The following is a 26764-nucleotide window of genomic DNA, read 5'->3' on the forward strand; positions in this document are numbered from 1 at the left end:
AAAAAAAGTTAATACACACTATTCATTCCCATTAGCTTTTTTGCAGAGGAAATGCTACTTAAGCCTGAAAGATCAATGGTTTCTCTCTCCTGGAATTTCTCTAGCTCGTATTTATAACATTTATCATAGTATTCAAGCATTGCTAAACAGGCATCTTCCCAGTTTTGTTTTTCAATTGATTCCAATGCTTTCCTTGTTCGTTGAGGACCTAATCGTTTGCTAATTCTTAATGTTGCATCTTTAAGTTCTTCTTTTTTATGTTTGCTGTATTCATTTATTAATGCACTAACTCTTTCTTTTTTTGTTCTAGTTATTTCAATTAAAGGTGCTTTTCTCATTTGTTTAAAAAGATTATTAGGGATTCTGCATTTCCCCAAACTTGCACTTTCTGCTTCCAGCCAAATACCTTTTGATGATAGTTGTTCTGCATTATGAAGAGATAAGGCTATGTTGTTTTCAAATTGCTCAGAACTTGGTTGAGGATCTAATCCAATGCCTCCAAAGCTACTCCCCTTGTGGTTTGCAAGACCTTCCAGATCAATAGTAAAAACGCCATTTTTAGAAAGCTCTAAAAGCAGAGCTGTTTTACCAGTACCAGTTTTTCCTCCTAAAAGTCTCAAGGGCCATTCTTTATCGAATTGATTTAAGGCCCAAGATCTAAAAGCTTTATAGCCGCCAGTTAAAAGAACAGGCTTTAAACCTAGTAAATTTGCTAGCCAGCCTATGCTTGAGGATCGCAATCCACCTCTCCAGCAATAGATTCTAATAGGTGCATTTTCCTTTTTTAAACTTTGTTCTACCAATGATTCTTTAAGGTGTTGAAGTTTAGGCTCAGTGATTTTAAGGCCAAGAATGATTGCCTGTTCCCTTCCTTTTTGCTTGTAGGTGGTTCCAATTAGAGCTCTTTCATCATCATTAAATAAAGGAATGTTATAAGCACCTGGCCAGTGGCCTTGTAAAAACTCTTTCGGACTGCGAACATCTATTAGGGGACCCTCCATTTCTCTGAATGTTTTGAGCAAATATGAAGAGGGTATTCCTATACCTGACATAGTGGAGCAAAGATGATCATGAGACCGGTTGTTAGTTATGCCATCTGACACATCTAATTCAACCAATATCACCATTGAAGAGTTGCTTGAAAAGTTTTCAAGTGGTTCTCAAAGGCAAAGACTTCGACTTGTTAATGAGATTGAGTCTAGGTCGAAAGAATTATGTGAGATTGGATCAAAATTATTTGATAATTTTGATAAGGAATCTGATGAATGGACAGTTGGGTGGATTTTTCAGGTTCTGAATAGGCATCAGAAAGAATTTTTATCAAAATTTTTAGAAAAGGAACCAATTGGATGGTTTATGGCATCTTCCTCAGTGGGGATTGACTACGATCCTTTGCAAAAGAACCTACTTGAAGAGAACTTTGAAGAAGCTGACCGAATAACCAGCTCAATTCTGCGAGAGCTCGCTGGACCTAATGCAATGGAGCGTGGATATGTTTATTTTAGCGAAGTGAATTCTATTGATGGAGTAGATCTTGTTAGCTTAGATCGTTTATGGACCGCATATTCACAAGGGAAGTTTGGCTTTTCAGTGCAAGCACGTCTTCTGGATTCCTTGGGAGGCAGTTATGAAAAACTTTGGCCAAGAATTGGCTGGAAGATTGACGGTGTTTGGACTAGATACCCTAACGCCTTTACTTGGTCCCTAAAGGCCCCTGAAGGGCATATGCCTTTAATTAATCAGTTGCGGGGTGTTCGGTTAATGAATGAATACATGAATCATCACTCGCTGCAGGCTCGCCGTAAAGGGAAGTAATTGTTAGGGTAAAAGAAAAGCAGATCGATCTCTATTGCTATTTAGTTTTTTTGCTTAAAGGGCATCACAATTTTGAACCTGAGATGCTTTCGAGCTTTTCCTAATCCTTTATGTCTTTTCTCTTGCGTTTTTTTAGATGGAATGATTTTGTTTTCCCTTCCAATCTGCAACTGAGACTTCCTGTTAAGTTATTGCTTGAGCCTGTTGTAAGCAATAAAAACAGAGAGCGCATTGAGTTGGGTCTTCATGAAGCTCTTGTTAATGCTGTTGTTCATGGGAATACCTGTGATCCTGATAAACATCTAAGAGTAAGGAGAATTATTACACCAAATTGGCTTGTCTGGCAGATTCAAGATCAGGGGAAAGGGATTGAATTATCTCAAAGAGTTTCTTCTTTGCCATCTAATGAAGATGCAGAAAGTGGAAGAGGATTGTTTTTAATTCATCAATGTTTTGATGATGTTCGTTGGAGCCGAAGAGGTAATAGAGTCCAAATAGCATCTCTTCGGAGAAATGCTCAATGAGAAGGGCACCCTGGATCTTTTATTTCCTCTCTAATCCAATGCAAAGACTGCTCAATAAGTCCCTCAATATCGTCTTGCTTTCCATCATTGATAATTTGAGATAATGCACCGGAAAGAAGTTCTGCTGATCTTCGGTACTTGTTATTCTTAAATTTATGCCAATTCTTTTCATTTAAACTTAGCTCTGAATGGATTGATTTAACGAGTGCTTTCACCTCTAGAGTCCATGAAGTTGTGTTTTTAGCCATTCACTCACTCCACAATGTATTTATAAATGGTATCTATTAAAGTTGAGATTTTTCCACCCTTATAGATATTCTTAGTATTCTTTTCTAGAAAAATCTCATTAAATTTTCTACTTGTAGGTGTAAGGTGGTTACCTTCTAGCTCTATTATTGTTGATTGATCAATATCTCTTGACTTAAGAATATTTAATAAGGAGTCGGTTTGGTCAATAGCGTCATCCTTGAACCTTATTAATAGATTCTTAGATTGAATATAGTTTGAATAAATAAGATTTAAGGTTTCTTTTGGACTTGGACTAAACTCAGTTTCAAAATCTAATTTTCTCTTGAACTTTTTCAGCATTGGGATTGATTTATCTGCCTTGTAATTGTTAAAACTTATTCCAATAAACAATTTGCTTCTTCTTCCTCTGTCAGGAGAAATTAAATGTAATTTACATCCAAGACTATGACCCAATCTTATTGGCTGATATGTTTTGCCTCCAAGCCTTTCTTCAAGTTTAAGCCTGCATTCTCTTAATTCTTTCCAGGCTTTATTTGCTTGGGTTTGGTGGTCAAAGCTTGGAACATAACTCCATGCATGTATGGCGAAATTTCTTTCTATAAGACCATTTAGTAGATTTTGATAACTAATGTTAGGCGCAGCAGCAAGGTAGCTTCCGCCTATCATCTCAATTAGCTCTTTTGGTTGAGGAGGCCAGTTGCACCAAGTTTGTCCTACTTTTCTCCATCGAGCCATTTTTAAATGCCTATATAAAATAAATATAACAAGGTAATTATTTTCAAAGTATCCACATAAATAATTTTAGAAACTGTAAGTACTTCACTTGACGATTTAATTAATTGCCTAGAATTAAATATAGATCTTTAGAAGAATGCAAAAGGAGTTTGAATTTTCCTCGCCAGATGATTTTCAGAGTGAGTCTAATGCACCTCAGCTCATATTAATACTTGATACTGAGACAAGTGGACTTGATCCATCTAAAGACCAATGTATTGAAGTAGGAGCGATCCTTTTTCATGTGGAAAGTCGATGCGTTCTTTCACAGGTTTCTTTTTTAATGCCTGTTATGGACAATTCAGCAGAAGCGATTAATAAAATTCCTCCTGCTATAACTCAATTAAATCAATCATGGGAAAAAGGCTTGGAATATTTCAACTCTTTAGTAGATAGATCAGATGTAATTTTGGCTCACAATGCTTCTTTTGATCGTCAATGGTTTGGGAATGGCCTTCTACCAAAGCTTTCCAAACAATGGATTTGCTCTATGGAGGATATCCCTTGGCCATCAGAACTTCTACTTAAAGGTAGACCTTCTGTAAAGGATCTTGCACTTGCTTACGAGGTTCCAGTATGGAGTGCTCATAGAGCTTTAACTGATTGCATATATCTAGTTGAAGTCCTTAGACGTTGTTCCGATTTGGAAACTCTTTTGATTCATGGTTTGGAGCCAAGGAAATTAATGAAAGCAGAAGTTTCTTATGATGAAAGGCAATTGGCAAAAAATGCAGGTTTTCGTTGGAATGAACCAGTTCGAGGTGCATGGACCCGACGTTTAAGTGAAAGAGAGATTAGAAATCTTGCATTCCCAGTTACAACTGTGGAATTTTAATTATCATAATTAAGTAGTTTGTTTATTCATGTACTTTCTCTGATATTTGAAATGGCTGGTTTGATCACTTTCAAAGAACTGTTCATCTGTCATTCATCAACAACACATTGATTTATTTTTAACAGAATTTAAGGCATGCATTTAGAGAGCCGCAACATAAGAAGAAGTCTGCGAGACTGGCAACAAGTAAGAAGTTGGGCGAGATTAATAAGAGAGGCCGAGATCCTTTGGCATGTTGACCATAAGGAATTGAAAAGACTTGGAGCTCTGGAATTATCCCAATTGATTAAAGAAATACCTCCTTCATATCGTCGAAGAATAAATCTTTGGCTGATAAAATTTTCAGTTGCTACAAGGTTTGAATGTGGTAAATCAGAAGATTAACTTAATTTATGCTTCTAGAGTGCTAATAGCTTTCTATAGCTCTACAGTTAACTTAATAAGATAGAACAAATTCTAGCTACAGTTTTTATTGACTAATTTTCAATCGCTTCGGGGAATGATTGATCTTTTGCCTTCGCAAACTTCGCGATGGCAAAAGATTGAAGAATTAGCCAGAGATCATTTTCGAAGAGCAGGTCTTAATGAAATTAGGACACCTATACTTGAACAGACTGAATTATTTGCTAGAGGAATTGGCGAAGGCACCGATGTGGTTGGTAAGGAGATGTATTCATTCTTTGATAGAGGCAATAGGTCCTGCACTCTTAGGCCAGAAGGAACAGCTTCAGTAGTTCGTTCTGTAATTCAAAATGGCTTGGCATCCCAAGGCTTTCAGAGGCTTTGGTATGGAGGGCCGATGTTTAGATACGAACGGCCTCAAGCTGGTAGGCAAAGGCAATTCCATCAGTTGGGAGTCGAATTCTTTGGCTTATCTTCTGAAAGAAGTGATGCTGAAATTATAAGTATTGGATGGGACTTTCTTAATGAGCTTGGCCTAAATGGATTGACACTTGAACTTAATAGTTTAGGCACTATGGAAGATAGAAAAGAATACCGAATTCACTTGATTGAGTGGCTAGAAAATATCTCAGACTCGCTTGATGAGGAATCATTAAATCAGCTTAAGAAAAACCCTTTACGGATTCTTGATAGTAAAAGGCCCGATATACAAAGGAAACTTAAAGGTGCCCCTTTGTTGGGCGATTATTTATCAGAAGAAAGTAAAGAAAGGTTTTTGAAAGTACAAGAAAATCTAAAGATATTAAAAATCCCTTTTGTTGTTAACCAAAGATTGGTAAGAGGTTTGGATTATTATTGTCATACAGCTTTTGAAATTACAAGTAATCAATTAGGAGCACAAGCTACTGTTTGTGGAGGCGGTAGATATGATGGACTTGTTGAACAACTTGGAGGTCCACCCACTCCTTCTATTGGCTGGGCTATAGGAATTGAGCGGTTGTTGATTCTTTTAGGTGAGGACTTTGATCAAAATCTTTCACCTGATGTTTATCTGGTTAACCGAGGAGAAAAAGCCGAGATAGAAGCACTTTGTTTAGCCAGGTATCTAAGATTAGAAAGATTTGTTGTTGAACTGGATAACTCTGGCTCTACGTTTTCCAAGCAATTTAAAAGAGCAAGTCGCTCTTGTGCATCTTGGGCAATTGTGATTGGCGATGAAGAGTCTATTAATGGAGAAGTACGCATGAAAAGACTTAACTTGAAGAATGAGGATAGAAGTGAGATTTTAGTTAAAAGTTCGGAATTAAGTAGGATAATAGAGCTTATTAAATCATGACTTTACGACATAAGAGAGCATTTAATTAATCATGAATTTATATAAAATATCAGGACTATTATTTATAAGCATATTTTTATATTATTATTTATTTATAAGAAATAGAAGAAGTTTCTCGAAAAACAAACTAACTATCTATCAATGGATGAAAATGGGCCAAATAAATAGGAGAGAATTTGATCGGAAATACAAAATATATGTAATGGAGAGAAAGAAGATGTTAATTTCAAAAATAAGACGAGAGTATCTTAACCATATTCAATCTAAGACTAAATAAGAAATGTCTAAAGCAGAATGGCCCCCTGTAAAAGCATGGACAAGCGTTAAACTTATTAAATCTAATAGATACTTCGTGGCAATCAACTATGGAATTGATAATGAAATCTATTGGGTCAATTTGGTTTCTGTTCTTGATGGCAATATATGCTTCAGAGTAAACTTTGATCAATTAAATAATAGTTCTATTTGGATTGAAGGTTGGGTGGAATTAGCTGACGTCGAAGTTGATCATGATGATTTTCTGAATTTAGATTCAGATCTGGATGGTTTTACTGATATTGCTTGTTTGCACCCTTCAAAAGACTCAGGTCTTTCAATTGGATCAAGCCTCAATGATGTAAGGCGATGGTTCCCTCTTTAAGCCCCCTCTTGTTGTATTTGTACCTATTTCCAAATTTTACACTTACTTTTACAAGCTATGTGCGCTACTAAAGGGATAATCATATTGTTTTCAATGCCTTCTAACCAATGGCTATACGAAGAAGATGCTAGTAAGCATTTGGGTGTAACCCAGGAAACTTTACGTCACTGGAGAGAAGTAGGTTATTTAAAACCTGGGACACATTGGAGAAGTGCACCTAATTCAAATTTTTTACCTTGGAAGCCTAAAGTGATCTATCACCTTAATTGGTGTAAGGAGATCATTCAGTATTGGCGAGATAAAGATGCACCCCTGTCTGATTTGGCAGCCTAAAATAAGGGAATATATTTAAAGATTTAATTTATTGATTATTTAGATAATTTATACAAAAAATTGGTATTTTCTTTATAACCACGTATAAATTTAAATAATTTTATTTTGATATTTATTTAATATAATGAGTAACTATAAAACTTTTTAATTGTTGCATTTCACTTGATACTCAGAGTATTTAAATTAATTATAAATAATTTGAAATTGGTTTAATAATTTAGGCTGGAAAATTTTCAGGTAAATTTGGTATAAATCTTTTGAAATAGGTTATTAAAAACCATAAGATCAAAATATTGCCTAACATGGCAAGTCCAAACCTAACTCTCATATCTTTAACTAAAGGGAGAAGCACCTCCCACAATTTTAAAAACATTTTTCATTTGGGATAGTCATTTTATATATTAGACCATTTAAAAATTTGAGATAATTTGATTTTATTTGCTGACCAAGTCTTGTGAGAAATTTGATGAAGTAATGTTTTCATCACTGCTAGAAAGCTAATGGATAAAGGATTCCTAGCGCTTTATAGAGATTTTCAGTCGATCTGAGCAAATTGTGGGGGCATGAAAAGACTTACACAATGTAAAAGGTATTTGAATTACCCACTTTACGTTCTCATTTTTCGTTAGTGTCACTGCGCATTCCCGTCTTATTGCACTCTAATAATGCAGACCTATGGTAATCCAGACGTCACCTACGGGTGGTGGGCTGGAAATTCTGGGGTCACCAACCGCTCAGGGAAATTCATTGCAGCTCATGCCGCTCATACCGGTCTGATTGCTTTCTGGGCTGGTGCCTTCACTCTTTTTGAATTAGCTCGTTTTGACCCTTCCTTGCCTATGGGTCATCAACCTTTAATAGCTCTCCCTCATTTAGCTACTCTTGGTATTGGCTTTGATGAGACTGGAACATTTGTAGGTGGAACAGCTGTTACATCAATAGCAATTGTTCATTTGATCCTTTCCATGGTTTATGGAGCTGGTGGACTATTGCACTCTCTCTTCTTTCCTGGAGATATGCAGGATTCCGAAGTAGCTCAGGCCCGTAAATTCAAGCTTGAGTGGGACAACCCAGATAATCAGACTTTCATTTTGGGACATCACCTTATCTTTTTAGGTGTTGCCAACATCCAGTTTGTTGAATGGGCAAGAATTCATGGAATATGGGATGCAGCAGCAGGCTCTATTCGTCAGGTTGAATACAATCTGAACCTTTCTCATATTTGGAATCACCAATTTGATTTCCTTTCAATAAACAATTTGGAAGATGTTATGGGAGGGCATGCCTTCTTGGCATTCTTTATGATTACTGGTGGTGCTTTTCACATAGCCACAAAACAAGTTGGTAAATATACCAAATTTAAAGGTTCCGGATTGCTTTCAGCAGAAGCTGTACTCTCATGGTCTCTTGCTGGTATTGGCTGGATGGCTATAGTTGCAGCTTTCTGGTGTGCAACAAATACAACAGTTTACCCAGTTGACTTCTTTGGGGAAGTCTTAGATCTTAAGTTTGGTATTTCCCCTTATTGGGTAGATACTGTAGACCTAGCAGATGGTGCTCACACATCCAGAGCATGGCTCACAAATGTCCATTACTATCTTGGATTCTTCTACATTCAAGGACACCTATGGCATGCACTTCGTGCAATGGGCTTTGACTTCAAACGTGTAGCAGGTGCTGTTAGCAATGTAGGCACTGCAGCTGTTACTTTGAATGATTGATATTTTTCCTGATTTCATTGGTGTATTTATCAATTGAATTGGTTTAAATATAAAAAAGGCTCTCCTTTATTGGTGAGCCTTTTTTATTATTTGATTAACTATTAAAGTTCTTGTGATTTTGAAAGTGATCTTTTTTAAGACAATTATTAGACCAAGTTAATATCATGGGGTTTAATCTTCTATTAGAAAATCAGTTTTTTTCTGACTCTCTTATTTCTTTTACGATAGCGTTTGGCTCTCTTTTTATATTTACAGTACTTTTGATAGTAGGTAGAAGATTTGATTCAGCATTGAAACTAGAGAGAATAGGAATTCCTATCTCCATATTATTTGGAACATTTGCACTTTTAATAGGACCTCATGGACCTACTCCTTTATTGCCAGAAAGAATTACAGATGTTTGGGTGAAGCTCCCTACGCCTTTGCTTGCATTGGTCTTCGCAACCTTAATGTTAGGAAGACCCCTCCCTAGAGGGAAGGGATTGTGGAATCCAGTTGCTTCACAAGCTTTATTAGGACTTTTATTAGGTTTCGGACAATATTTAATAGGAGGAATGGCCTTATTGTTTTTCCTTATACCTTATTTAGACGTTGATCCTTTAATGGGCTGTTTAATTGAGGTTGGATTTGAAGGAGGTCATGGCGCCGCTTTTGTAATGGGTGAGACCTTTGAGAAATTTGGATTTCACCAAGGCCTTGATTTGGGCTTAGCGATGGCAACTGTTGGACTTTTGGCTTCGACTTTATTAGGGAGTGGATTGATTGTTATAGGTAGATCTTTGGGTTGGACAACATTTAATGAACTTAATTCTGAAAGTGACCTTTCATTAGAAGTAAAAGAGACATTTGGGCAACAAATAAGGCAGTTAATAATTAACCTTGGCTTTGCTGGATTGGCTATTCTTTTTGGATTGAGCATGCTTCTTCTCCTGAAATTCTTTAGCGGGTCTATAGGAGGGATTTTTGCAGAAGTATTCTCTGTATTCCCTGTTTTCCCTTTGGCTTTATTGGGATCACTCTTAATAAGATTTATTTTAGAGAAGCTTGATAAAGCCAAATTTGTATCTGAAATATTGCAAAGAGAAATTGGGGTCCTTTCTACTGACCTTCTTATTACAACAGCAATGGCAGGCCTTGACTTGCCTCTGTTGTTAAAGGATTGGATCCCTTTATTAGTCTTGGCTTTAAGTGGATTGCTTTGGAATATTTTCGGTATGTTTGTATTTTCAAAAGTCTTATTTAATCAGAAATGGTTTGAGAGATCAATAATTGAATTTGGAAATGCAACAGGCGTTGCAGCAAGCGGTATTTTACTTCTTCGTCTTGCTGACCCTAGAGATAAGACTAATACGCTTCCAATATTCTCTATCAAACAGCTATTTCTTCAGCCTTTACTGTCAGGAGGATTGATAACGGTTTTAGCACCTTTGGCAATCATCAAATTTGGCTTAATAGGATGGACAGAAGTTTGTGGGATCCTTACGATATCACTGATTGTCTTGGCATTATCACTACAAAATGGAATAGATAAAAGAGAATTTAAAAACTAAAGTCTAATAGGATTAAATTTATAGTAAGTTTTTAGTATTAATCCAATGGAGAATAATGAGAGGTGAAAATTATAAGGAGGTTCCTCATCAGGAATCTAGAGAAAAATGGTTTAAAAGCCACCTTTTATCAAGGGAGATTGAACTTAAAGAGCTTTATGAAATGCCTCAAGAAGATTTAGATCTAATAATGGCTGAAACCGCAGAGTTGAGAAGTGATTTAGGTAATAGGGAAAGGAACATCGGTAAATTTTGTACAGCAGGATATTTCCTAGAACTGGCTAGAATTATAGATAAGAGAAGACTTGAAAGTTAGCTCCATAATTTAATTGTTGATAGGATTTTGTCTGGTTAGAACATCTGGGAAGAAGATTGGCTGATCATGCTTCGTCCAGAAAATATTTTTTTTCATTAAAATTGAGAATAGATCATGATTTAAATAATAATTCAACCAATCTTTTAGAAATGATAAATCGTTATTACAGTCAAAACTTCTTGGGTCTATTGATCGGTATTGCCTAACAAAAGGCCATATGGCCCAATCCGCAACACTTTCTTTATTCCCTATTAGCCAAGGCCTCTTGGATCTGTTGGGAAAACAACTTAGCTTATCATTCCACTTCTTAAGAATAATGTTTAGCTTAAGATGATGTTCATTTACATTTATATTGTTGTATCTACTAGGATATTTATATCTATCTAAATGATATTTAAAAGAATTATCATTCTCATTAATTATCTTCTCAATAGAGCTATCTTTAAGATTAAAATTGAAATCTGGGTTTAGCATTTGATTGCAATTTTTAATTGCCCATTGAATAATATTTAAACTTTCATCAATCACCTTACCTTCTTTTGTTATTAGCACTGGCACAGTGGATTTTTTTGAGACCATAGTTAGTTCCTGAGGTTTATCTTTAAGACTTACTTCCCTTAGAATTACTTGCTTGCCACAATTTAATATTGCCCATCTTGCTCTAATTGCATATGGACATCTTCTGAATGAATATAAAGTATCGATACTCATTCTTCTTTAACAGTAAATGAATGCTTCTCTTTTAGGTTCTATTCTAATTAATATTCGTTTGACTTTGAGGAAGTTCCAATTATAGTTAAATAAATATATGGACTATTGACTGAACTTAGAAGCTTTCTTTAGGGCCTTTCTTATTTGCAATATTCATGTCGGGACATGTTTTCTTAATCAGGAAAGGGAGCTTCTTTATGATTGGCAAGTGTGGAGATGTTACAAGACAAATGAAGAAATTACGACCAGATGAAGTTTTATCCACTCTTGAAATCGAAGAACCAGAGGCTTTTGAGGCTAGGCTTTTGAGAAGGTACCAAAATGTCAGGCTGCCAGAATCCGGATATTTTCAGTTATCCGAAAAACAGCTTAAGGATTGCAAAAGACAGTTTGGAGTTAAAAGCAAAATACCAAAAAGGTTGAGTGAGGAATTTTCTATAGCTTTTACTTGCTCAGTTCTCTTTTTTATCCTTGCTGGAGCTTTATTTTTAAAGACAACTCTTTCTCCTAGCCTAGAGCTTGCTTTCGCGTTTGCGTTTTCTGCACTCCCAATGTGGCTTTTATTCTTCCTTGGTAACTTTGGGGGTTACTATGTCGGCGATCTGAAACTGTTTTCTTCTTGGCTAAATAGATTAAGAGCTCTAAGCTTGGCTTTGATTTTGTCAGCATTATCTTATTTGTTATTTATCAAGACAATTATCTGATTCATACTATTAATAACAACTATTAACATAGGCTTGCATATATACTTAAGAATATGAGTATTGATATAACCACTAATAAGAGAGAATTTTTAATCTAAATGAATTACACTTCTTATCTTAGGTTGTTTGAACCTATACAAGATCAACTTTCCGGAGTCTATTCAACAGCAACTCTCATAATTAGCATCCTTCTGATTTTATGGGTGTTAAACTTTGTAGTTGGCTTGATAATGAAAATATTCTCATTGGGCAAGACAATTGGAGGCTTTTACCGTGGCTTCCTTCATAGATATGTTCGTATATTTATATATAGTTTTTTAAACCTTTTCCCAAAAAAGAAAGTGAGTTAAAAATCCTTATTTATAGATTTTAAATCTCAAGATTGCAGTTGACCGAAATCTCGAAAGGAATACAGGTATTGGGAAGTTCCAAAATTCGAGAAACAATTAAACCTATATCATCTGGTTGAGTCATTTGTTTCTTCTCTATGCTTTTTACATTTCTCGCCATTTTAGTATTCACCCATCCTGGACATATTGTAGTGACTCTAATCCCATCACCCCATCCTTCATTCCTTATTGTTTGAGATAGCCCCATCAATGCAAACTTTGAGGCTGTATAACCAGCAAGCTTTCCTTTTGATCTTTTTCCACTCATTGATATAAGGATTATTATTCTTGAATTATTGTTTTGTTTTAAATATTTCCATGATTCTCTTGTGAGGATCCATGGACCCATTAAGTTAACCCTCCATAGATCCTCAATTTCTTTCTCTCTATTGTCTTCATAATTTAATCCAACATTACTAAATATTCCTGCACAGTGGATTAAGGTATCTATTTTATTAAAGATAGTTTTTGTGTTATTTACAAATGAAATAGCACTTTTTTGGTCTTTGGCATCATACTTATTTACTATAATCTTTTTATCTTTGTTAAAATTAGGATCTAGAATTGAACCTTTGATATCTTCAGGATTCCTTATACCAATACTTATATTATGCCCATCTTCTAATGCTTTTTCGGCAATACTTCTTCCAATGCCTCTAGAAGCTCCAGTAATTATTATATTTCTTAAATTTTCAGACACTTGGTTTTAGGAATTTCCATAATAGTTTTATTTCCCGCCCTTTCATTTCAATTAGTCCCCATTTAACATTTATAGGTGCTTTTTTGAACATTATCCACATAGCTCTGACAAGTTCTTTTAGTGTTAATGTATTAGTCAAGAACCTATACCATTGATTATTAGATAAACCAAAGAAACTTTTAAAGAAATATCTTAATTGGCTTTCTTTAAATCTCATTAACTTTTCCAACCCAAATTGATATAATGCTTGTTTTCTTCTTAGTTCTCTAGGCCAAAGTGATTGCCAACCTTTACGTGCTATTTCATGCGGAGTATTTGTATCGTTTTTGATTTCTTTAGCTAATACTTTGGCTAAGGAAGGTGCTCTTCTAAGTAGTCCACCAACTAGATATCCAGAAGCCGGATGAACCATCCCTGCAGAACCTCCAAAACCTAATATTGCTTGATTTAAATTTGGTATTGGTATATTCATTGGTAGAAATACACCATGCTCTTCATGATCTATTTTTGTGATCTCTATATTCCTCTTCTTAAGTCTTAATTTCAGCCTTGCTTTAAGGGTTTCTAATTCTACTGGAGGAGCAAGCCCTAGAGATGTTTCTTCAAGAAAATATTTTCCATTCCCCATATCCATTGCATATAAGAATGTTGGAGGTTCTTTTTTTTCAATCTGACTTAGATGATTGCTTCTATAATCCATTAAGACGAATTGATCTTTCTCTACTGGCGGTTCACTGAATTCACCTACTATTCCATAACATGTTTGTACTGCTATGTCACCATTGTTTGGAATATCAATAAATACAGGGTTGTAGCCTGTTGCGTCTATAATTAGCCTTGCTACCAATTCCTCTTCCTGTGTTGTTATAACAGTACTATTTATAGAATTAATCTTGAAATCATAAGCTTTACCTCTATACCATTCGACAGAAGCTTCCTTGCACTGATTTAACCAGTGTTCTTGCAGCTTTTTTTTATCAAACAGTCCGTAATCACGATTATGATTAGTTGCAAGATTGAGAGGGGAGTTTTCATCTGTTGAGCCTTCGCCTAAATAGCTGACTGTATTAGACCATCGATGCTTTAGTAATTTTTCAAAACCTAGTTCGTCAACCTCTTCTCCCCAGATGCCATAAGTATAGGGCCATGGTTCTGATGGCTCATTTAAAGAGAGCACTCCTACGTGAAGCTTTTCTTGCCCAAGTGCTGCGGCAATTGATAGGGCACCAGGCCCAGCTCCAATTACCAATACATCTAAAGGTTCTTTGCTAATCATGCTTATGCCAGCAGCATGCTCTGAAATTGCATGTTGTCTAAATTAAAAAAGTTATTTTTCACCCTAGACACTTTAGAGACCTCCAAGTCTTTTGTAAGTCGACAATAGCTTGATTAAGTCTGAACAATGAAGGGAATAAGAAATTTATTTACTAGATGTAGCTATTATCTTGTTAAGAATTTAGAAAACAACTTTTGAGTAGAAACTTTTCTTTTAGGATATGATTTTATTATTAACTATAAGCTATTAGTATATTACTTTAAATAAAATCTCATTCCTAAACTTACATTTTTTAATGAATTCTCATATTAGCAAAAGAATACTTATCACAGGAGGTACTTCCGGTATAGGATATCAAGCTGTACTTAAATTTATTGAAGCTAAACATAATCTCATTATTCCATGTAGGAATAATTCTAGTCTTAACTTTCTCTTGAACTCTTTGAAAAAGGATAACATTTCAATTGATTTAATTGAGAGTAAAGTGGAATTCCCAATAGTTGATTTGGCTGACTTATCAAGTATAGAGACATTTTCGTCCAAATATATCGCAGGAAATAAAGCAATTGATACCTTAATACTTAATGCTGGAATCCAGTATACTGGAGCTAAATCGATAAGAAGATCTAACCAAGGATTAGAGTTGACTATTGCTATTAATCATATTGCTCATCAATATTTATCACAAAGGATGATTCCATTACTCATAAAATCTAAAACCCCTCGAGTAGTTGTAACCTCTTCAGAAGTTCATGACCCTGATTCTCCTGGAGGGAAGGTTGGAGCAAAAGCTGGTCTGGGTAATCTGGATGGAATGGAAAGGTCCAATGAATTTGAGATGATAGATGGATCATCATCTTTTAATCCAGATAAAGCCTATAAAGATAGTAAGCTATGTAATATTCTTTTTGCTAAAGAATTATATTATAGATTGTCAATTAAGCATACAAAAATACCTGTTTTATGCTGGGCCCCAGGTTTAGTTATTCCACGGAGTAAAGAAGGCTTTTTTAGGTATAGTAGAAAATATAATGAAATAGGGCAAATTATATTTGCTTTTATTGCTAGAGACTTATTACGAATTACAGAGACTCCGATGAAAGCTGGACAAATACTCAATGAATTAGCAACATCAGAAAAATATCAAAAAAATATATTTCTCTATCTATCTAATAATATCCAAAGACCAGGTAAAATGGAATTAAATGAAAAAGCTTTTAGTGAAGAGGCCACAGATACTTTTAAATCAAAAAAACTATGGGATTTAACAAATAGTGTTATTGGAAGTTTTGTGGCTTTAGATCCTTTATAGAATTCTATAAAATATATTCTTAATTTTATTTTGACATATGTATAGTTTGAGTAGGGAAAGCAAATTCAATCCCTTCATTTTCAAATAATCTCATGATTTCTAGGTTTATTTGTTGTTGAGCATTCATTGCTGATAGATAGTCATTAGTCGGTATGAAGTAAACTAATTCAAAGTCAAGACTACTTTCGCCAAAACCTGTAAAATGGCATCTATCAAATATAGCATTAGTTGTATTATCAATAATATTACGAATTAGCTCTGGTATTGATTTCATTTTTGAGTACTTAGTATCATATACAACTCCAATTTTGTGGACTAACCTTCTTCTTTCCATTTCTGCATAGTTAGAGATAACACCATTGGTTAAACTACTATTGCTCATGACAATTATCTCTCCATTAATACTTCTCATTCTTGTAGATCTAACCCCTACTCTTTCTACTTTCGCTAAAACACCATCTATATGAATGAATTGACCACTTTGAAATGGCTTATCAAGAAGAATTGTTATATATTCGAAAAATTCTTGAACAGGTTCTTTAAGTGCTAGACCTGCACCAATACCACCAGCACTTAGAAGAGCCCATATTGCAGCCATTTGAACCCCCATGTTATTCAGATAAAAGACAACGCCAATACACCAAATAATTGCTCTGACCATTGGGGTTAGAGATTTAAGCATTGTACTTACAGCAGAATCGTTTATTTTTAGAGCCCAACTGTTTAGCAATTTAAGTAATACTCTGTTGAATAATCTAACTATTAGGATGAGTAATATTAGCTTGAAAGCACCTGTTATTCCTTCATTAAGTCCATAAACAGTTCTTTGAATAGCTAACACCTTCCATGCAGCAAAAGCACTTATAGATAAACCCAAGGGTTTAATTGTTTCTAGCAAAACTTGAAGTATATAATCATCTGTCTTGCTTTTTGTTCGCAAAGTTATTCTCTTGAAAATGCTCTTTAAAAATCTCGAACCTATAAGTGTAAAGATGTAACCGATTATAAAAACACATACTGAGCTAATTAGTCTCGTGTACATTTTTAACAAATAAAGTTTCTATTTTGATTATGACATCAGTAAGCTGCTTTTGCTAATGATTTTTTAAAACAATTATCTAGCTTAGATTTATTAGTTTCAAAAAATATCTCATTTAGCTATATTTCCCTCTTTATCACCGCACTTATCCTCTTGAACTCTTTATGATTAGCTGTCTTGCACATTTCAAATATTGCCATCTCAGTAGAAGTAATTGTTATGCCTAAACTTCTTAATCTTTCTATTGCAATATTATGATCAAACTCTTTTCTGCTTCCAGATGCATCAGCTACAACATGAACATTAATGCCCTTTGAATTTAGCATTATAGCACTTTGAAAAATGCATACATGTGTTTCAACTCCACATAGTAATAGATTTATGATTTTATTTTCTTTTAATTCTCTTATAAGTTCATCAGATTGGGTGCAGGAAAATCCCATTTTGGAATACTTTCTAAACTTATCTACACCTAGAACTTCTGAAACTGTCTTTCCTAACTTATCGGGATTTTGCTCTGTAATAAATATCTCTAAATCAATAATTTTAAATATATCAATTAGTCTATTTATGTTAAAGAGTACCTTATCTTTATTATTTACGCCTTGTATTAGCTTCTCCTGGAAATCAATTAAGACTAAAGCTGTTTTATTGGAGTCTAGTAATTTGGAACTCATTTGATTTAGCTCTTTTGCAGAAAGCCTTTTTAAGCTAGCCATTTTTTACATATAATGTGTGATCAAATTTTGTAAGTTATATATAAATGCAGGGCATTTATATATTCAAATTGCCAAGACTAGATCATATTTAGATAATAAGGGATTTACTGCGCTCGCATTAGCTGTTATTATTGAGAATATCTAAAGTGTAGATGTGAAAACTGATCTTGGTTATTCATCTTTATCTTCACCCTTAGAACTAGGGCTGCATAAAACTGGCCGCCGATTGACTCCTCAAAGGAAAAAGGTACTTGATTTGTTTCAAAGAATAGGTAGTGGCAATCATTTAAGCGCCGAAGAAGTACATGGGCATTTGCTTCAAATTAAGTCACGAGTTTCACTGGCCACTATTTATAGAACGCTTAGATTATTAGTAAGGATGGGTTTTTTACATGAACTTGAATTGAGTGAAGGTGGACATAGGTTTGAACTCTTAAGCAAAGACCATCCTGATCACCACCACTTGGTTTGCATAAATTGTGGGAGAACAGAAGAATTTGAAAGTGAAGAAGTCGTTTTTGCGGGTCGCAAAGCTTCTGAGTCCAAAGGATTCAAGTTGATCGAATCAACCTTAAATGTAAGAGGCCTTTGCCCCCAATGCATATGAGCCAGCCTGAACATCAATTATGTTAGTGCCCCGCCACAGCTTGACCCATTGCCTGCGGTGCAACCAAAGCAGTGATCCCCAACTTTAATTTCTTGTTCTTTTGAATTAATAGTGCCTTTAGAGAGACCCTTAAGAGTATTAGGGCTAAACTGACTCTTTATACCTAGCTGTTGGTTGAAATCACAATCATATAAATTACCTTTCCAATCAACACTTATTGTACTCTTACACATAACAGATTTTAAATTTGCTTCATTGTGATTTTCTTTTAAAAGCGATTTATAACTTTCAAGTTTACCCTCTTTCTCTAAAGCCAAGGAGAATCTATTAATAGGCATATTTGCCAAAACAAGTAGTTTACTAAACTCTATACTGTACCTTCTTTTTAGCTCATCTCTATATCTTTTTTCAAGATCAACTTGTGAAGGAGGAAGTATTGGACCTATGGGATTGTATACAAGATCTAAAGTTAATCTATCTTTCTGTTTGCCATAGCCCAATCTGTTTAACATTTGCAAGGCATATATGCTTTTCTGAAATACATTTTTACCTCTTTGAGCATCTACATTTGATTCTTCATAACATGGTAATGAAGCTATTATAGAGACATTATTTTCAGCAAGGGTTTGGGCAGTATTTTCATGTCCAGACTCTAAAAGAATTGTAAGGTTACATCTATCAATTATCTTTATATCTAAACCAGATACTTTTTGTATTAAATCTATAAAAAGTGGGTGCATTTCAGGAGCACCACCTGTTATATCTAAGACCTTAATATTGTAAAGCCTAATAACTTCCGGTATTAACGAAATATTGTATTCATCCATCATCTCTGTTCTCAAAGGGCTTGCATTAACATGACAGTGAAGACATGCTTGATTACATTTATAACCTAGATTTACCTGTAGTGTTTCAAGTGTATCTCTTTGAATTTTAGGAAAATTCATCTTTAAACTTATACCTATTATAGTTTAACCTATCCATTTATAAAAGACTATCTTTAGGAGTGTGTTTTCCCGTTCTTGCTTGGCTAAATTTTATAAACCACTCTTTGTATTCATCAGGGCCATTACTCATGACTAAGTTGAATTTTAAATCATCAGCAGAATCTGTAATTCCTTCGAAACCACTTTTATTTACAGATGGTCTGTCTACTTCACCAGAACTACTATCAACAAATATGATTTGGTTGTTCTTCTGATACTCTTCTCCTAATCTTTGAATAAGAGTTAAAAACCCTCTATCACTTCCTCCTCTTAACCATGATTTTGTATTAATATCTTTTGTTGATGTAATAGTGTCACCTACTCCTATTAATGTTGGCATTTCATCATTCCCGATATTTTTCTTGCAAAGCTCTATCAGACCTTCAATACTTTTAGGTGCTTCCCTTACATTGAAATTCATTCCTAAGGGGCTTTTACCTGTTTTTGAAAATATATATTTATTGATAAGTACTAACAATCCAGCTTCTTTTAAAGCTCCATTTATAATTAACTGTATGTCAGTTGAACCTATGTCTTGCTTTGTTGCGAACTTTATAATTTCCCTTCCATTCTTTGAACCTAAATTGGGAGAGATGTGTAAATAGAATGACCTTTTTAACCCTGCATTCTTTGAAATAATTATTATCTTATCCATAACAGTTTGCATTATTTCTTGTAATCTAATCTTTTTGGTTATATCTTGTTCAAAAAACTTAAAAAGATTATTTAAATTAATTGCAGGTGAAAATCTTGTATCACAAATTGCTATTTCAACTTGTCTTTCAATTTCCTTTTCTTCTATGTCTGGCATAAAAGTAAGCAATTCTTCTTTTAATAAACTTCTCATCTTAACTGGAACACCCTTAAGGAATAATTCCTCTCTTTCGTCTAACCCAAGTAATTCTATATTTCCAAATCTATCTTGATATTCTATTCCACATGCGGCAAGACCAGGCAAATATAGACCATTTTCCCTTGGGATCCTTTTGGATTGTAATGATCTTTCTACTATTCTATTCACTCCTCTTCTTCCCTCGTGTTCACCGCATGTTAGAACAGAAAAAGAATTACCGAGTTTTGAGGCTGCTTTTACATAATCTCCATTAATCTCTCTTTTAAGGGGATTCTCTACTAGTGGTATACAAACTCCATCTATATCTTGAACAATTAAGAGCCTTTCACAATTTAAAATTTTATTTATTAAATTAATATTATTAGCACCTACCATCGATTTTCGATTAAAAATATACTTGCCTTACCATTTTAACACTCATCGCATTCTATCACTGATAATTATAATTTTTCCTGTATAAATTATAATCACTATAGACCAAATCAAACAGCACCCTATAATCAAATAGATAATAATTTATTTTAACCCTGAATTCTATTGTCTCCACTTCCGATGAAAAATAATTTTTTTGAAAAATCATATGATAAGCAATCTATTGAATTAAGGCTTAAGCAACTTAATTCTGGGAAAGTAGGTTTTTATAGTGTTGGGTTATACCCAGCATCCTTGGCCTATAACTGTGCAATGCAAACAAATCAGAATAACCTTCTTCTGGCACCTAGGCCTGGAAGGGATTTGCTTGGAGCATTTTCTTCTGAATTAAAGGAAACACTTGATAGTCATTTTGTTCAAAAGATGGAAAAAATGGCTTGTCATTTTGAAGGCTCAAGAAAAATAACGTATACATTAAAAGATCTATTGTTAAATTGCGAATTGGTTGTTTTAAGTTCTAATAGTAAACATATTGAGAATGATTTAAAAGAAGCATGTTCTCTTAGGGAAGAGCTAAATAGAGAGTCAGTTTTGATAGCCTGCCTGGTTGGTTCTTTTACTTACGATAAGAATAGCAAGTCACCTACTCTTTTATGTCAACAATATATTAATCTAGCTTTTTTCTCTGGTTTTCATAGACATGGAGCATTGCGGAATCCTTTGGATAGTTTTACCGCAAACTTTTGCCATCCAGACCCTTTAAATGCTCTATTGGGCGCCAGATTATTAGATACTTTATCACCTAATATTCAAGTTTCTGCGGGAGTGCATAATGTTGAAGGTCAATATATAAAAGCTTCAAAGAATATTTCATCTATATTTGCTGGATTTGGCCATACATTCCATAGTAATAACCCAGGATTATTGCCAACGCTACTGACTTTGCTATTACATCAATGCTTAGATCAAGCCGCTATTGTCTCTATGAGTAGGTCGGATCGAGACGAAATATATTCTAAAAACAGACTTCCACTTACAGAGATTGGATATGGAGTTCAGATGATAGAAGCTGCCCTTTCTAGAGAAGGAACTATGCATAAGGTAAGAGATCATACCTTTAGTCAATTGACAGCAATGATTGCAGATGTAAAAGGCAGTATGATGTTGCCAATATCAGGCAAGCCAACAAGAAATTTTCAAGTTGGTCAAATACTTGCGCGTAAAATGAAAGAGTATGAGCGTTGCCCAATTAGCCTTGATGAACTTATCAATTGGTGTGAATTAGAGAATTTGTCACTTGGAGCATTGGAAGGGATAAATTCACTTAAATACTGGCCAGAGATTATTAAGAAGTATTCAATATCTTATCAAGATTCATCAATGATAAATCTGCTTTATATGGCAATATTTTCAACTGAGATTATAAAGGATAAGATATATAATATAATGACAAATAGCAGAGAGCTCACAAAATTCTGCCAAGAATCTGTGAGGCCTATTACTTCTTTAAGATTAAACAATGTTTTGTCAAGGTTTAATGATAGGGAAGTGGTTGATTTTATTTCTGAAATTGTGCTTCATAAAAGATTTGATTCTATGAGCCTTGATGGCTTAATTAAAAACACTAAAGATAAAGAAGCCTCTTCTGAAGATTATTCATATAATGAATTTAGGAATATTTTCTATAATCTTGTAAAATGACTTTTATTAGAAATTATTCAGTATACGAATATACTCCTGTTGTTGTATCTAGTTTTTCTTAGACACTAATCTTTTGACTATAGATATTGATCATCTACGAAGAATAGCATTTACTTTTGTAAATGTTGATTGTAATCTTGATATTAAAGAAATAACTAATGGTTTGATTAACAAGACTTATTTAGTGTCTCAATCAGGGGAATCGGAGTTTAGCTCTTTTATACTTCAACGGGTTAACCAAAGAATATTTTCAAGACCATTAGATGTTATTTCTAATTATTTAATTATAGAGGAATCTATACTATTAAACACTATTGAGAAAAAAGCGGAAGTCAAATGTCCTTTGGTTCTACCTAAGTTGCTTTTAAATTATCAAACAAATAATAAATACCTGAAGAAAGATAATTGTTTTTGGAGAGCATTTGAATATGTCCCATCTTCAATTAGCTTCAATAATGTTAACAACTCTACTCAAGTCTCCCAGTGTTTAGAATCCTTATGGCAATTTCATTGTCTTACATCTAGTGTTAAGCTAGAAAACCTAAAAGTAGCTATACCTAATTTCCATGATACGCCCTATTATTTAAATCAATTTAATATTATATTAAAAAATTTCTTACTAGATAAAAAACTTACTTTTAAAACCAATAGGTCTTTATTAGATGTAATTAATTATGCAAAAGAAAATCACAATGAGGCTAATCTTATACAGAAATACTTCCCAAATGCTAAGCTTAAATTTGGTGTTACTCATGGCGACCCAAAATTTAATAATTTTCTTTTTAACACCAACACTTGTAATATAGTCTCATTGATAGATCTAGATACATGCCAGCCTGGTTATATTATATATGACCTCGCGGATTGCATTAGATCATTATGTAACCCAGCAGGAGAAGAATCTCATTCGATTGGTAAAGTTGAATTTAATTTAGACTTTTATTATCATGCTATTAATGCATATTTTATTCAAGATTCTCTATCTTCTTCTAGGCAAGATCTTATATGTCTTCCTTATGCAATTAGGACTATTACGTTTGAACTTGCAATTCGATTTTTAACTGATTACTTACAAGGAAATCCTTATTTTGATATTACTTATCCAAATCAGAACTTAAATAGGTCTGAAATTCAGTTTAATTTATTAGAGAGTATCAAGTCTAAATGGGCTAATATCATCATGATTACCAATGATTTAGCCAAGAAGCTATAAGCAATAAGACTACTTTAAATGTTCTAAAATCACTATTACATAAAATATTAGTTGCTTTCTTGCTTATTATTCTTTATATGTAAAAATCCTGTTTTTCAAAGTGGCAAAGGAATTAACTCATCGTGGAGATGATCTTAAGCAGCTTGGTTGGTCTCAGCAGGATGTTCTGCGATATATCGACCTTTGGGATTACCGTCAACGCTGGGGTGCTATTAACTTAGAGAGAGAGGACCGCAGGTTCTTAAGAAAAGCGGAGGCTGCTCTTCCTGAAATCAAAACTTATAAAACTAGTGTTAAAAAGCCAATAAGACAAAAATCATATTACTGCAGGTTGCTTTTTTTCCTTGATCAAATGAGGAGAGCAGAGGAATCTTTTCAAACTTCTTCTTCCTCTACTGGTTTATGGCCAATCGTTTTGGAGGAGGAATTAAGAGCTCTTGATTATTTTCAGCCTGTTTTGGGTTTACCAGACACTCTTAAGGCAAAACTCCTTATCCCTTTTAGAGAGGAACTCCTCTCTTCTCTCCAAACTAAATTTAAGGTTAATATTCAAAATTTCGAGTTTGACTTCAATGTTTCACTTGATGCCTACAATGCTTCAGAAAAGAAAAATTGGAAGCCTTTACGAGACGGTGTGGAAAAAGACTTAAATCTATATCCTGTAATATCTTCTGAAGTTATTTCAGAATGTCGATCTTTTATCAGAAAAGAGTTAGTGCAGATGATTAGAAAGACTTTTCCTTCTTTGGCGGAATTTGACAAACCAGATCCATCTGACGAATGGATTCCAGAATCGAATTCTTGAGCTAAAAGTAAATGTATATAAAATAAAAGTTCATTGACTTCACATCACTTCGAAACTCTTCAGTTACACGCTGGTCAGGAAGCTGATCCAGCAACCAATTCAAGAGCAGTTCCTATTTATCAGACAAGCTCATATGTTTTTAATGATGCAGAACATGGAGCTAATTTATTTGGCCTAAAAGAATTTGGAAATATTTATACCAGATTGATGAATCCTACAACTGACGTTTTTGAAAAAAGGATTGCAGCTCTTGAAGGAGGTGTGGCAGCACTAGCTACGGCCTCTGGCCAATCAGCTCAGTTTTTAGCTATAGCTAATTGTATGCAAGCTGGAGATAATTTTGTTTCTACTTCATTCCTCTATGGAGGCACATATAATCAATTTAAAGTGCAATTTCCTCGTTTAGGAATTAATGTTAAATTTGCAAGTGGTGATGAGATTGATAGCTTTGCTTCTCAAATAGATTCAAAAACCAAAGCCATTTATGTTGAATCTATGGGTAATCCTAGATTTAATATCCCGGATTTTGTTGCTCTTTCTGATTTAGCTAAGTCCAAAAACATACCTTTAATTGTTGATAATACCCTTGGTGGTGCAGGTGCCTTGATTAGACCATTTGATCATGGTGCAGATGTAATAGTTGAAAGCGCTACTAAGTGGATAGGGGGGCATGGAACAAGCCTAGGAGGCGTCATTGTTGATGGTGGGACATTTGATTGGGGCAATGGGAAATTCCCATTGATGTCTCAGCCAAGTGCTGCTTACCATGGTTTAATCCATTGGGAAGCATTTGGCTTTGGTAGTGATATTTGTAAAATGCTAGGGGTACCAGAAGAAAGAAATATAGCTTTTGCTTTAAGAGCCAGGCTCGAATGTTTAAGGGATTGGGGCCCTGCTTTAAGTCCTTTTAACTCTTTCTTATTGCTTCAAGGCTTAGAAACTCTGAGCTTACGAATAGAAAGACATTCTTCTAATGCAATGAATTTAGCTAAATGGCTAAATGACCACCCCAAGGTTTCAAGCGTTAATTTCCCTGGCTTGCCCTCTGATCCTTATCACCAAAGAGCAAAGCAATATCTTACTGGCAGAGGTATGGGATGCATGTTGATGTTCTCTTTAAAAGGAGGATATGATGATGCGGTTTTATTCATAAATTCATTAGAACTTGCAAGTCACCTTGCAAATGTTGGTGACGCAAAGACATTAGTAATTCATCCAGCATCTACAACTCATCAGCAACTTTCTCCAGAAGAACAAGAGTCTGCAGGGGTGACTCCTACAATGGTGAGGGTATCAGTCGGGTTAGAGCATATTGATGATATTAAGGAAGACTTTTCTAAAGCTCTAGATAAAATTTGATGATCATAGGAGATTTTTAATGGCTCTGATTTTGCCGCGTGGTTATCACAAAATCTCTGCTGTTGAGCGTAATCACATTTCTTGGATTGAGCCAGAGCTAGCGAAGAGACAAGATATAAGACCACTAAGGATTGGAATACTTAATATCATGCCTTTAGGAAAGCAATATGAATTTAATCTTCTTCACCCATTAGGCTTATCACCCTTACAAATTGAACCAATTTGGATTCGTTTAACTACACATAGTTATAAAACATGGGACTTACATCATTTATCAGAACATTATGTTGGATGGGATGAGGCAATGTCACCTTCGCCTTTAGATGGACTAATAATTACTGGTGCTCCAGTTGAACACCTCCCTTTTGAAGATGTTAAATATTGGCCGGAATTAGTTGAACTAATTAAAGAGGCTCGAATGAGATGTGCAAGTACATTAGGTCTATGTTGGGCAGGCTTTGCACTGGCCTATCTTGCTGGTGTTGATAAGAAAGTCTTTGACAGGAAGCTTTTTGGGGTGTATCCCATGAAGAGCCTTATACCTGCTCACCCAATAATGGGTACTCAAGACGATACTTTCTTTTGTCCACAAAGTAGACATGCAGGCTTGCCAGATGATGAAATGGAAAAAGCCCAAGAGAAAGGCTTATTGAGGTTGCTTTCCTATGGTGAAAAAGTTGGATATACAATTTTTGAAACCACTGATCAACGTCAGCTTATGCATTTAGGTCATCCTGAATATAATGTTGGGAGGTTAATTTCTGAGATGGAAAGAGATAAATTGAGAGGTGATGTTCCTCCTCCAGATAACTTCAATGCAAATAAACCCCAAACTCCATGGCGCTCACATCGTAATTTAATGTTTCAACAATGGCTTTGGTTCTGTTATCAAAGAGTAAGTCTAAATAATTAGACTGATTTACATCAATAATCTCGATTTTAAACTTGTCTAATATACCTTTAATATTAATCCATAGTTGGATTAGTACTAAAAACTCAAAAAAGCTAATTAATCAGTTATTAGATGAAATCCAATGGGAGCAAACTAAATTAAGAGTTTTTGGCAAGGAATATTTATCACCTCGTTTAACTTCCTTTTTAGGAACTAAAGGAATTACTTATAGTTATAGTGGAACAAAGCATATTGGTAAAGGATTTCCAGATTGGTTTACCCCATTGTTAAAGGATGTCCAAAATTATTGCAAGACAGAGTTTAATGGATGTTTACTTAATTTATATCGTGATGGTCAAGATTATATGGGCTGGCATGCTGATAATGAATATGAACTAGACAAATCAAAACCTATTGCATCTTTATCATTAGGAGCAAAAAGAGATTTTTTTTTGAAACATAAACATAGTCTAGAAAAACATTGTATAGAAATTAAAAATGGCGATCTTCTAATAATGAAAGTACCTTGCCAAGAAGAATGGATTCACTCAATTCCTAAAAGGATGAGAGTAAATCAGATAAGGATAAATTTAACGTTTAGAAAATATAGATTTACTAATTAAGTAATTAATTA

General features: G+C 34.4%; 30 protein-coding genes. 20 read left to right on the forward strand and 10 right to left on the reverse strand.

The window, feature by feature from the left end:
* Window positions 1–8: 8 nt before the first annotated feature.
* Window positions 9–1052 carry a tRNA 2-selenouridine(34) synthase MnmH gene (mnmH, locus tag EV07_RS03560; RefSeq protein WP_036917415.1) on the reverse strand — a complete coding sequence of 348 codons (1044 nt, stop codon included), beginning with the start codon at window positions 1050–1052 and terminating at the stop codon, window positions 9–11.
* Window positions 1053–1089: 37 nt separating this feature from the next.
* Between mnmH and EV07_RS03565 the strand changes: the two genes are divergently transcribed.
* Window positions 1090–1815 (forward strand): GUN4 domain-containing protein, encoded by a 726-nt coding sequence (locus EV07_RS03565; protein WP_036917418.1) that lies wholly within the window; start codon window positions 1090–1092, stop codon window positions 1813–1815.
* Between the two features lie 110 nt (window positions 1816–1925).
* Window positions 1926–2339 carry an ATP-binding protein gene (locus tag EV07_RS03570; protein ID WP_036917419.1) on the forward strand — a complete coding sequence of 138 codons (414 nt, stop codon included), beginning with the start codon at window positions 1926–1928 and terminating at the stop codon, window positions 2337–2339.
* Here EV07_RS03570 and EV07_RS03575 read toward each other — a convergent pair.
* Both EV07_RS03575 and EV07_RS03580 read right to left on the reverse strand, forming a co-directional pair.
* Window positions 2333–2587, reverse strand: a complete 255-nt coding sequence (locus EV07_RS03575) for a DUF6439 family protein (RefSeq protein ID WP_036917422.1) — start codon at window positions 2585–2587, stop codon at window positions 2333–2335. The genes EV07_RS03570 and EV07_RS03575 overlap by 7 nt on opposite strands.
* 4 nt (window positions 2588–2591) lie before the next feature.
* Complete coding sequence (locus EV07_RS03580) at window positions 2592–3323, reverse strand: DUF1350 family protein (RefSeq protein WP_036917424.1); 732 nt, start codon at window positions 3321–3323, stop codon at window positions 2592–2594.
* Between the two features lie 136 nt (window positions 3324–3459).
* Here EV07_RS03580 and EV07_RS03585 point away from each other — a divergent pair, with 136 nt between their 5' ends.
* The 8 genes from EV07_RS03585 (at window position 3460) to EV07_RS03620 (ending at window position 10492) form a co-directional block, all read left to right on the forward strand.
* Window positions 3460–4197 (forward strand): 3'-5' exonuclease, encoded by a 738-nt coding sequence (locus EV07_RS03585; RefSeq protein ID WP_036917426.1) that lies wholly within the window; start codon window positions 3460–3462, stop codon window positions 4195–4197.
* A 135-nt stretch (window positions 4198–4332) separates the two neighbouring features.
* Window positions 4333–4581, forward strand: a complete 249-nt coding sequence (locus EV07_RS03590; protein WP_036917429.1) for a hypothetical protein — start codon at window positions 4333–4335, stop codon at window positions 4579–4581.
* A gap of 88 nt (window positions 4582–4669) precedes the next feature.
* Complete coding sequence (gene hisS, locus EV07_RS03595; RefSeq protein WP_036917431.1) at window positions 4670–5935, forward strand: histidine--tRNA ligase; 1266 nt, start codon at window positions 4670–4672, stop codon at window positions 5933–5935.
* Between the two features lie 280 nt (window positions 5936–6215).
* Window positions 6216–6575: a TIGR02450 family Trp-rich protein gene (locus EV07_RS03600; RefSeq protein ID WP_036917433.1), complete on the forward strand. Its 360-nt coding sequence runs from the start codon at window positions 6216–6218 to the stop codon at window positions 6573–6575.
* A 93-nt stretch (window positions 6576–6668) separates the two neighbouring features.
* Window positions 6669–6908: a MerR family transcriptional regulator gene (locus tag EV07_RS03605; protein WP_036917435.1), complete on the forward strand. Its 240-nt coding sequence runs from the start codon at window positions 6669–6671 to the stop codon at window positions 6906–6908.
* A 665-nt stretch (window positions 6909–7573) separates the two neighbouring features.
* Complete coding sequence (locus EV07_RS03610; protein ID WP_036917437.1) at window positions 7574–8629, forward strand: chlorophyll a/b binding light-harvesting protein; 1056 nt, start codon at window positions 7574–7576, stop codon at window positions 8627–8629.
* A gap of 164 nt (window positions 8630–8793) precedes the next feature.
* Window positions 8794–10179, forward strand: coding sequence for a sodium/glutamate symporter (locus EV07_RS03615; protein WP_036917439.1), 1386 nt, complete (start codon window positions 8794–8796; stop codon window positions 10177–10179).
* 55 nt (window positions 10180–10234) lie between these two features.
* Window positions 10235–10492: a hypothetical protein gene (locus tag EV07_RS03620; RefSeq protein WP_036917440.1), complete on the forward strand. Its 258-nt coding sequence runs from the start codon at window positions 10235–10237 to the stop codon at window positions 10490–10492.
* A 9-nt stretch (window positions 10493–10501) separates the two neighbouring features.
* Here EV07_RS03620 and EV07_RS03625 read toward each other — a convergent pair whose 3' ends face one another.
* Window positions 10502–11203: a glutathione S-transferase gene (locus EV07_RS03625; RefSeq protein ID WP_036918179.1), complete on the reverse strand. Its 702-nt coding sequence runs from the start codon at window positions 11201–11203 to the stop codon at window positions 10502–10504.
* Window positions 11204–11358: 155 nt separating this feature from the next.
* Here EV07_RS03625 and EV07_RS03630 point away from each other — a divergent pair, with 155 nt between their 5' ends.
* Together EV07_RS03630 and EV07_RS09375 are read left to right on the forward strand one after the other, a co-directional pair.
* On the forward strand, window positions 11359–11907 hold the full coding sequence (locus EV07_RS03630) for a GIY-YIG nuclease family protein (RefSeq protein WP_036917441.1): 549 nt from the start codon (window positions 11359–11361) through the stop codon (window positions 11905–11907).
* 98 nt (window positions 11908–12005) lie between these two features.
* Window positions 12006–12257: a hypothetical protein gene (locus EV07_RS09375; protein WP_072013316.1), complete on the forward strand. Its 252-nt coding sequence runs from the start codon at window positions 12006–12008 to the stop codon at window positions 12255–12257.
* Between the two features lie 19 nt (window positions 12258–12276).
* Here EV07_RS09375 and EV07_RS03635 read toward each other — a convergent pair whose 3' ends face one another.
* Both EV07_RS03635 and crtL read right to left on the reverse strand, forming a co-directional pair.
* Complete coding sequence (locus tag EV07_RS03635) at window positions 12277–12996, reverse strand: SDR family NAD(P)-dependent oxidoreductase (protein WP_036917442.1); 720 nt, start codon at window positions 12994–12996, stop codon at window positions 12277–12279.
* On the reverse strand, window positions 12989–14272 hold the full coding sequence (gene crtL, locus EV07_RS03640; RefSeq protein WP_081936936.1) for a lycopene beta cyclase: 1284 nt from the start codon (window positions 14270–14272) through the stop codon (window positions 12989–12991). Before crtL ends, EV07_RS03635 begins: the two co-directional genes overlap by 8 nt.
* A gap of 295 nt (window positions 14273–14567) precedes the next feature.
* Between crtL and EV07_RS03645 the strand changes: the two genes are divergently transcribed.
* Complete coding sequence (locus EV07_RS03645; RefSeq protein ID WP_036917443.1) at window positions 14568–15584, forward strand: SDR family NAD(P)-dependent oxidoreductase; 1017 nt, start codon at window positions 14568–14570, stop codon at window positions 15582–15584.
* A gap of 25 nt (window positions 15585–15609) precedes the next feature.
* Here the strand turns inward: EV07_RS03645 and EV07_RS03650 are convergent, their stop codons facing one another.
* Window positions 15610–16626, reverse strand: coding sequence for a mechanosensitive ion channel family protein (locus EV07_RS03650; RefSeq protein WP_036917444.1), 1017 nt, complete (start codon window positions 16624–16626; stop codon window positions 15610–15612).
* 116 nt (window positions 16627–16742) lie between these two features.
* Complete coding sequence (locus EV07_RS03655; RefSeq protein WP_052043912.1) at window positions 16743–17300, reverse strand: isochorismatase family protein; 558 nt, start codon at window positions 17298–17300, stop codon at window positions 16743–16745.
* A 196-nt stretch (window positions 17301–17496) separates the two neighbouring features.
* Between EV07_RS03655 and EV07_RS03660 the strand changes: the two genes are divergently transcribed.
* Window positions 17497–17949 carry a Fur family transcriptional regulator gene (locus EV07_RS03660; protein WP_036917446.1) on the forward strand — a complete coding sequence of 151 codons (453 nt, stop codon included), beginning with the start codon at window positions 17497–17499 and terminating at the stop codon, window positions 17947–17949.
* Between the two features lie 17 nt (window positions 17950–17966).
* On the opposite strand, the gene arsS is transcribed toward EV07_RS03660, so the two are convergent.
* Together arsS and stpA are read right to left on the reverse strand one after the other, a co-directional pair.
* Complete coding sequence (arsS, locus tag EV07_RS03665; protein ID WP_036917447.1) at window positions 17967–18896, reverse strand: arsenosugar biosynthesis radical SAM (seleno)protein ArsS; 930 nt, start codon at window positions 18894–18896, stop codon at window positions 17967–17969.
* Between the two features lie 37 nt (window positions 18897–18933).
* Window positions 18934–20163: a glucosylglycerol 3-phosphatase gene (stpA, locus tag EV07_RS03670; protein ID WP_036917448.1), complete on the reverse strand. Its 1230-nt coding sequence runs from the start codon at window positions 20161–20163 to the stop codon at window positions 18934–18936.
* Window positions 20164–20340: 177 nt separating this feature from the next.
* Here stpA and EV07_RS03675 point away from each other — a divergent pair, with 177 nt between their 5' ends.
* The 6 genes from EV07_RS03675 (at window position 20341) to EV07_RS03700 (ending at window position 26753) form a co-directional block, all read left to right on the forward strand.
* Window positions 20341–21861: a hypothetical protein gene (locus tag EV07_RS03675; protein ID WP_036918181.1), complete on the forward strand. Its 1521-nt coding sequence runs from the start codon at window positions 20341–20343 to the stop codon at window positions 21859–21861.
* 73 nt (window positions 21862–21934) lie between these two features.
* Complete coding sequence (locus tag EV07_RS03680; protein ID WP_036917449.1) at window positions 21935–23074, forward strand: phosphotransferase enzyme family protein; 1140 nt, start codon at window positions 21935–21937, stop codon at window positions 23072–23074.
* A 100-nt stretch (window positions 23075–23174) separates the two neighbouring features.
* Entirely contained in the window at window positions 23175–23879 is a 705-nt protein-coding gene (locus EV07_RS03685) for a hypothetical protein (protein WP_036917451.1), read from the forward strand.
* 33 nt (window positions 23880–23912) lie between these two features.
* Window positions 23913–25238: an O-acetylhomoserine aminocarboxypropyltransferase/cysteine synthase family protein gene (locus tag EV07_RS03690; RefSeq protein ID WP_036917452.1), complete on the forward strand. Its 1326-nt coding sequence runs from the start codon at window positions 23913–23915 to the stop codon at window positions 25236–25238.
* 19 nt (window positions 25239–25257) lie between these two features.
* Complete coding sequence (locus tag EV07_RS03695) at window positions 25258–26151, forward strand: homoserine O-succinyltransferase (protein WP_036917453.1); 894 nt, start codon at window positions 25258–25260, stop codon at window positions 26149–26151.
* 32 nt (window positions 26152–26183) lie between these two features.
* Window positions 26184–26753 carry an alpha-ketoglutarate-dependent dioxygenase AlkB family protein gene (locus EV07_RS03700; protein WP_052043858.1) on the forward strand — a complete coding sequence of 190 codons (570 nt, stop codon included), beginning with the start codon at window positions 26184–26186 and terminating at the stop codon, window positions 26751–26753.
* The last annotated feature ends 11 nt before the right edge of the window (window positions 26754–26764 follow it).

Source organism: Prochlorococcus sp. MIT 0603 (genome assembly GCF_000760215.1).
Classification (GTDB): domain Bacteria; phylum Cyanobacteriota; class Cyanobacteriia; order PCC-6307; family Cyanobiaceae; genus Prochlorococcus_E.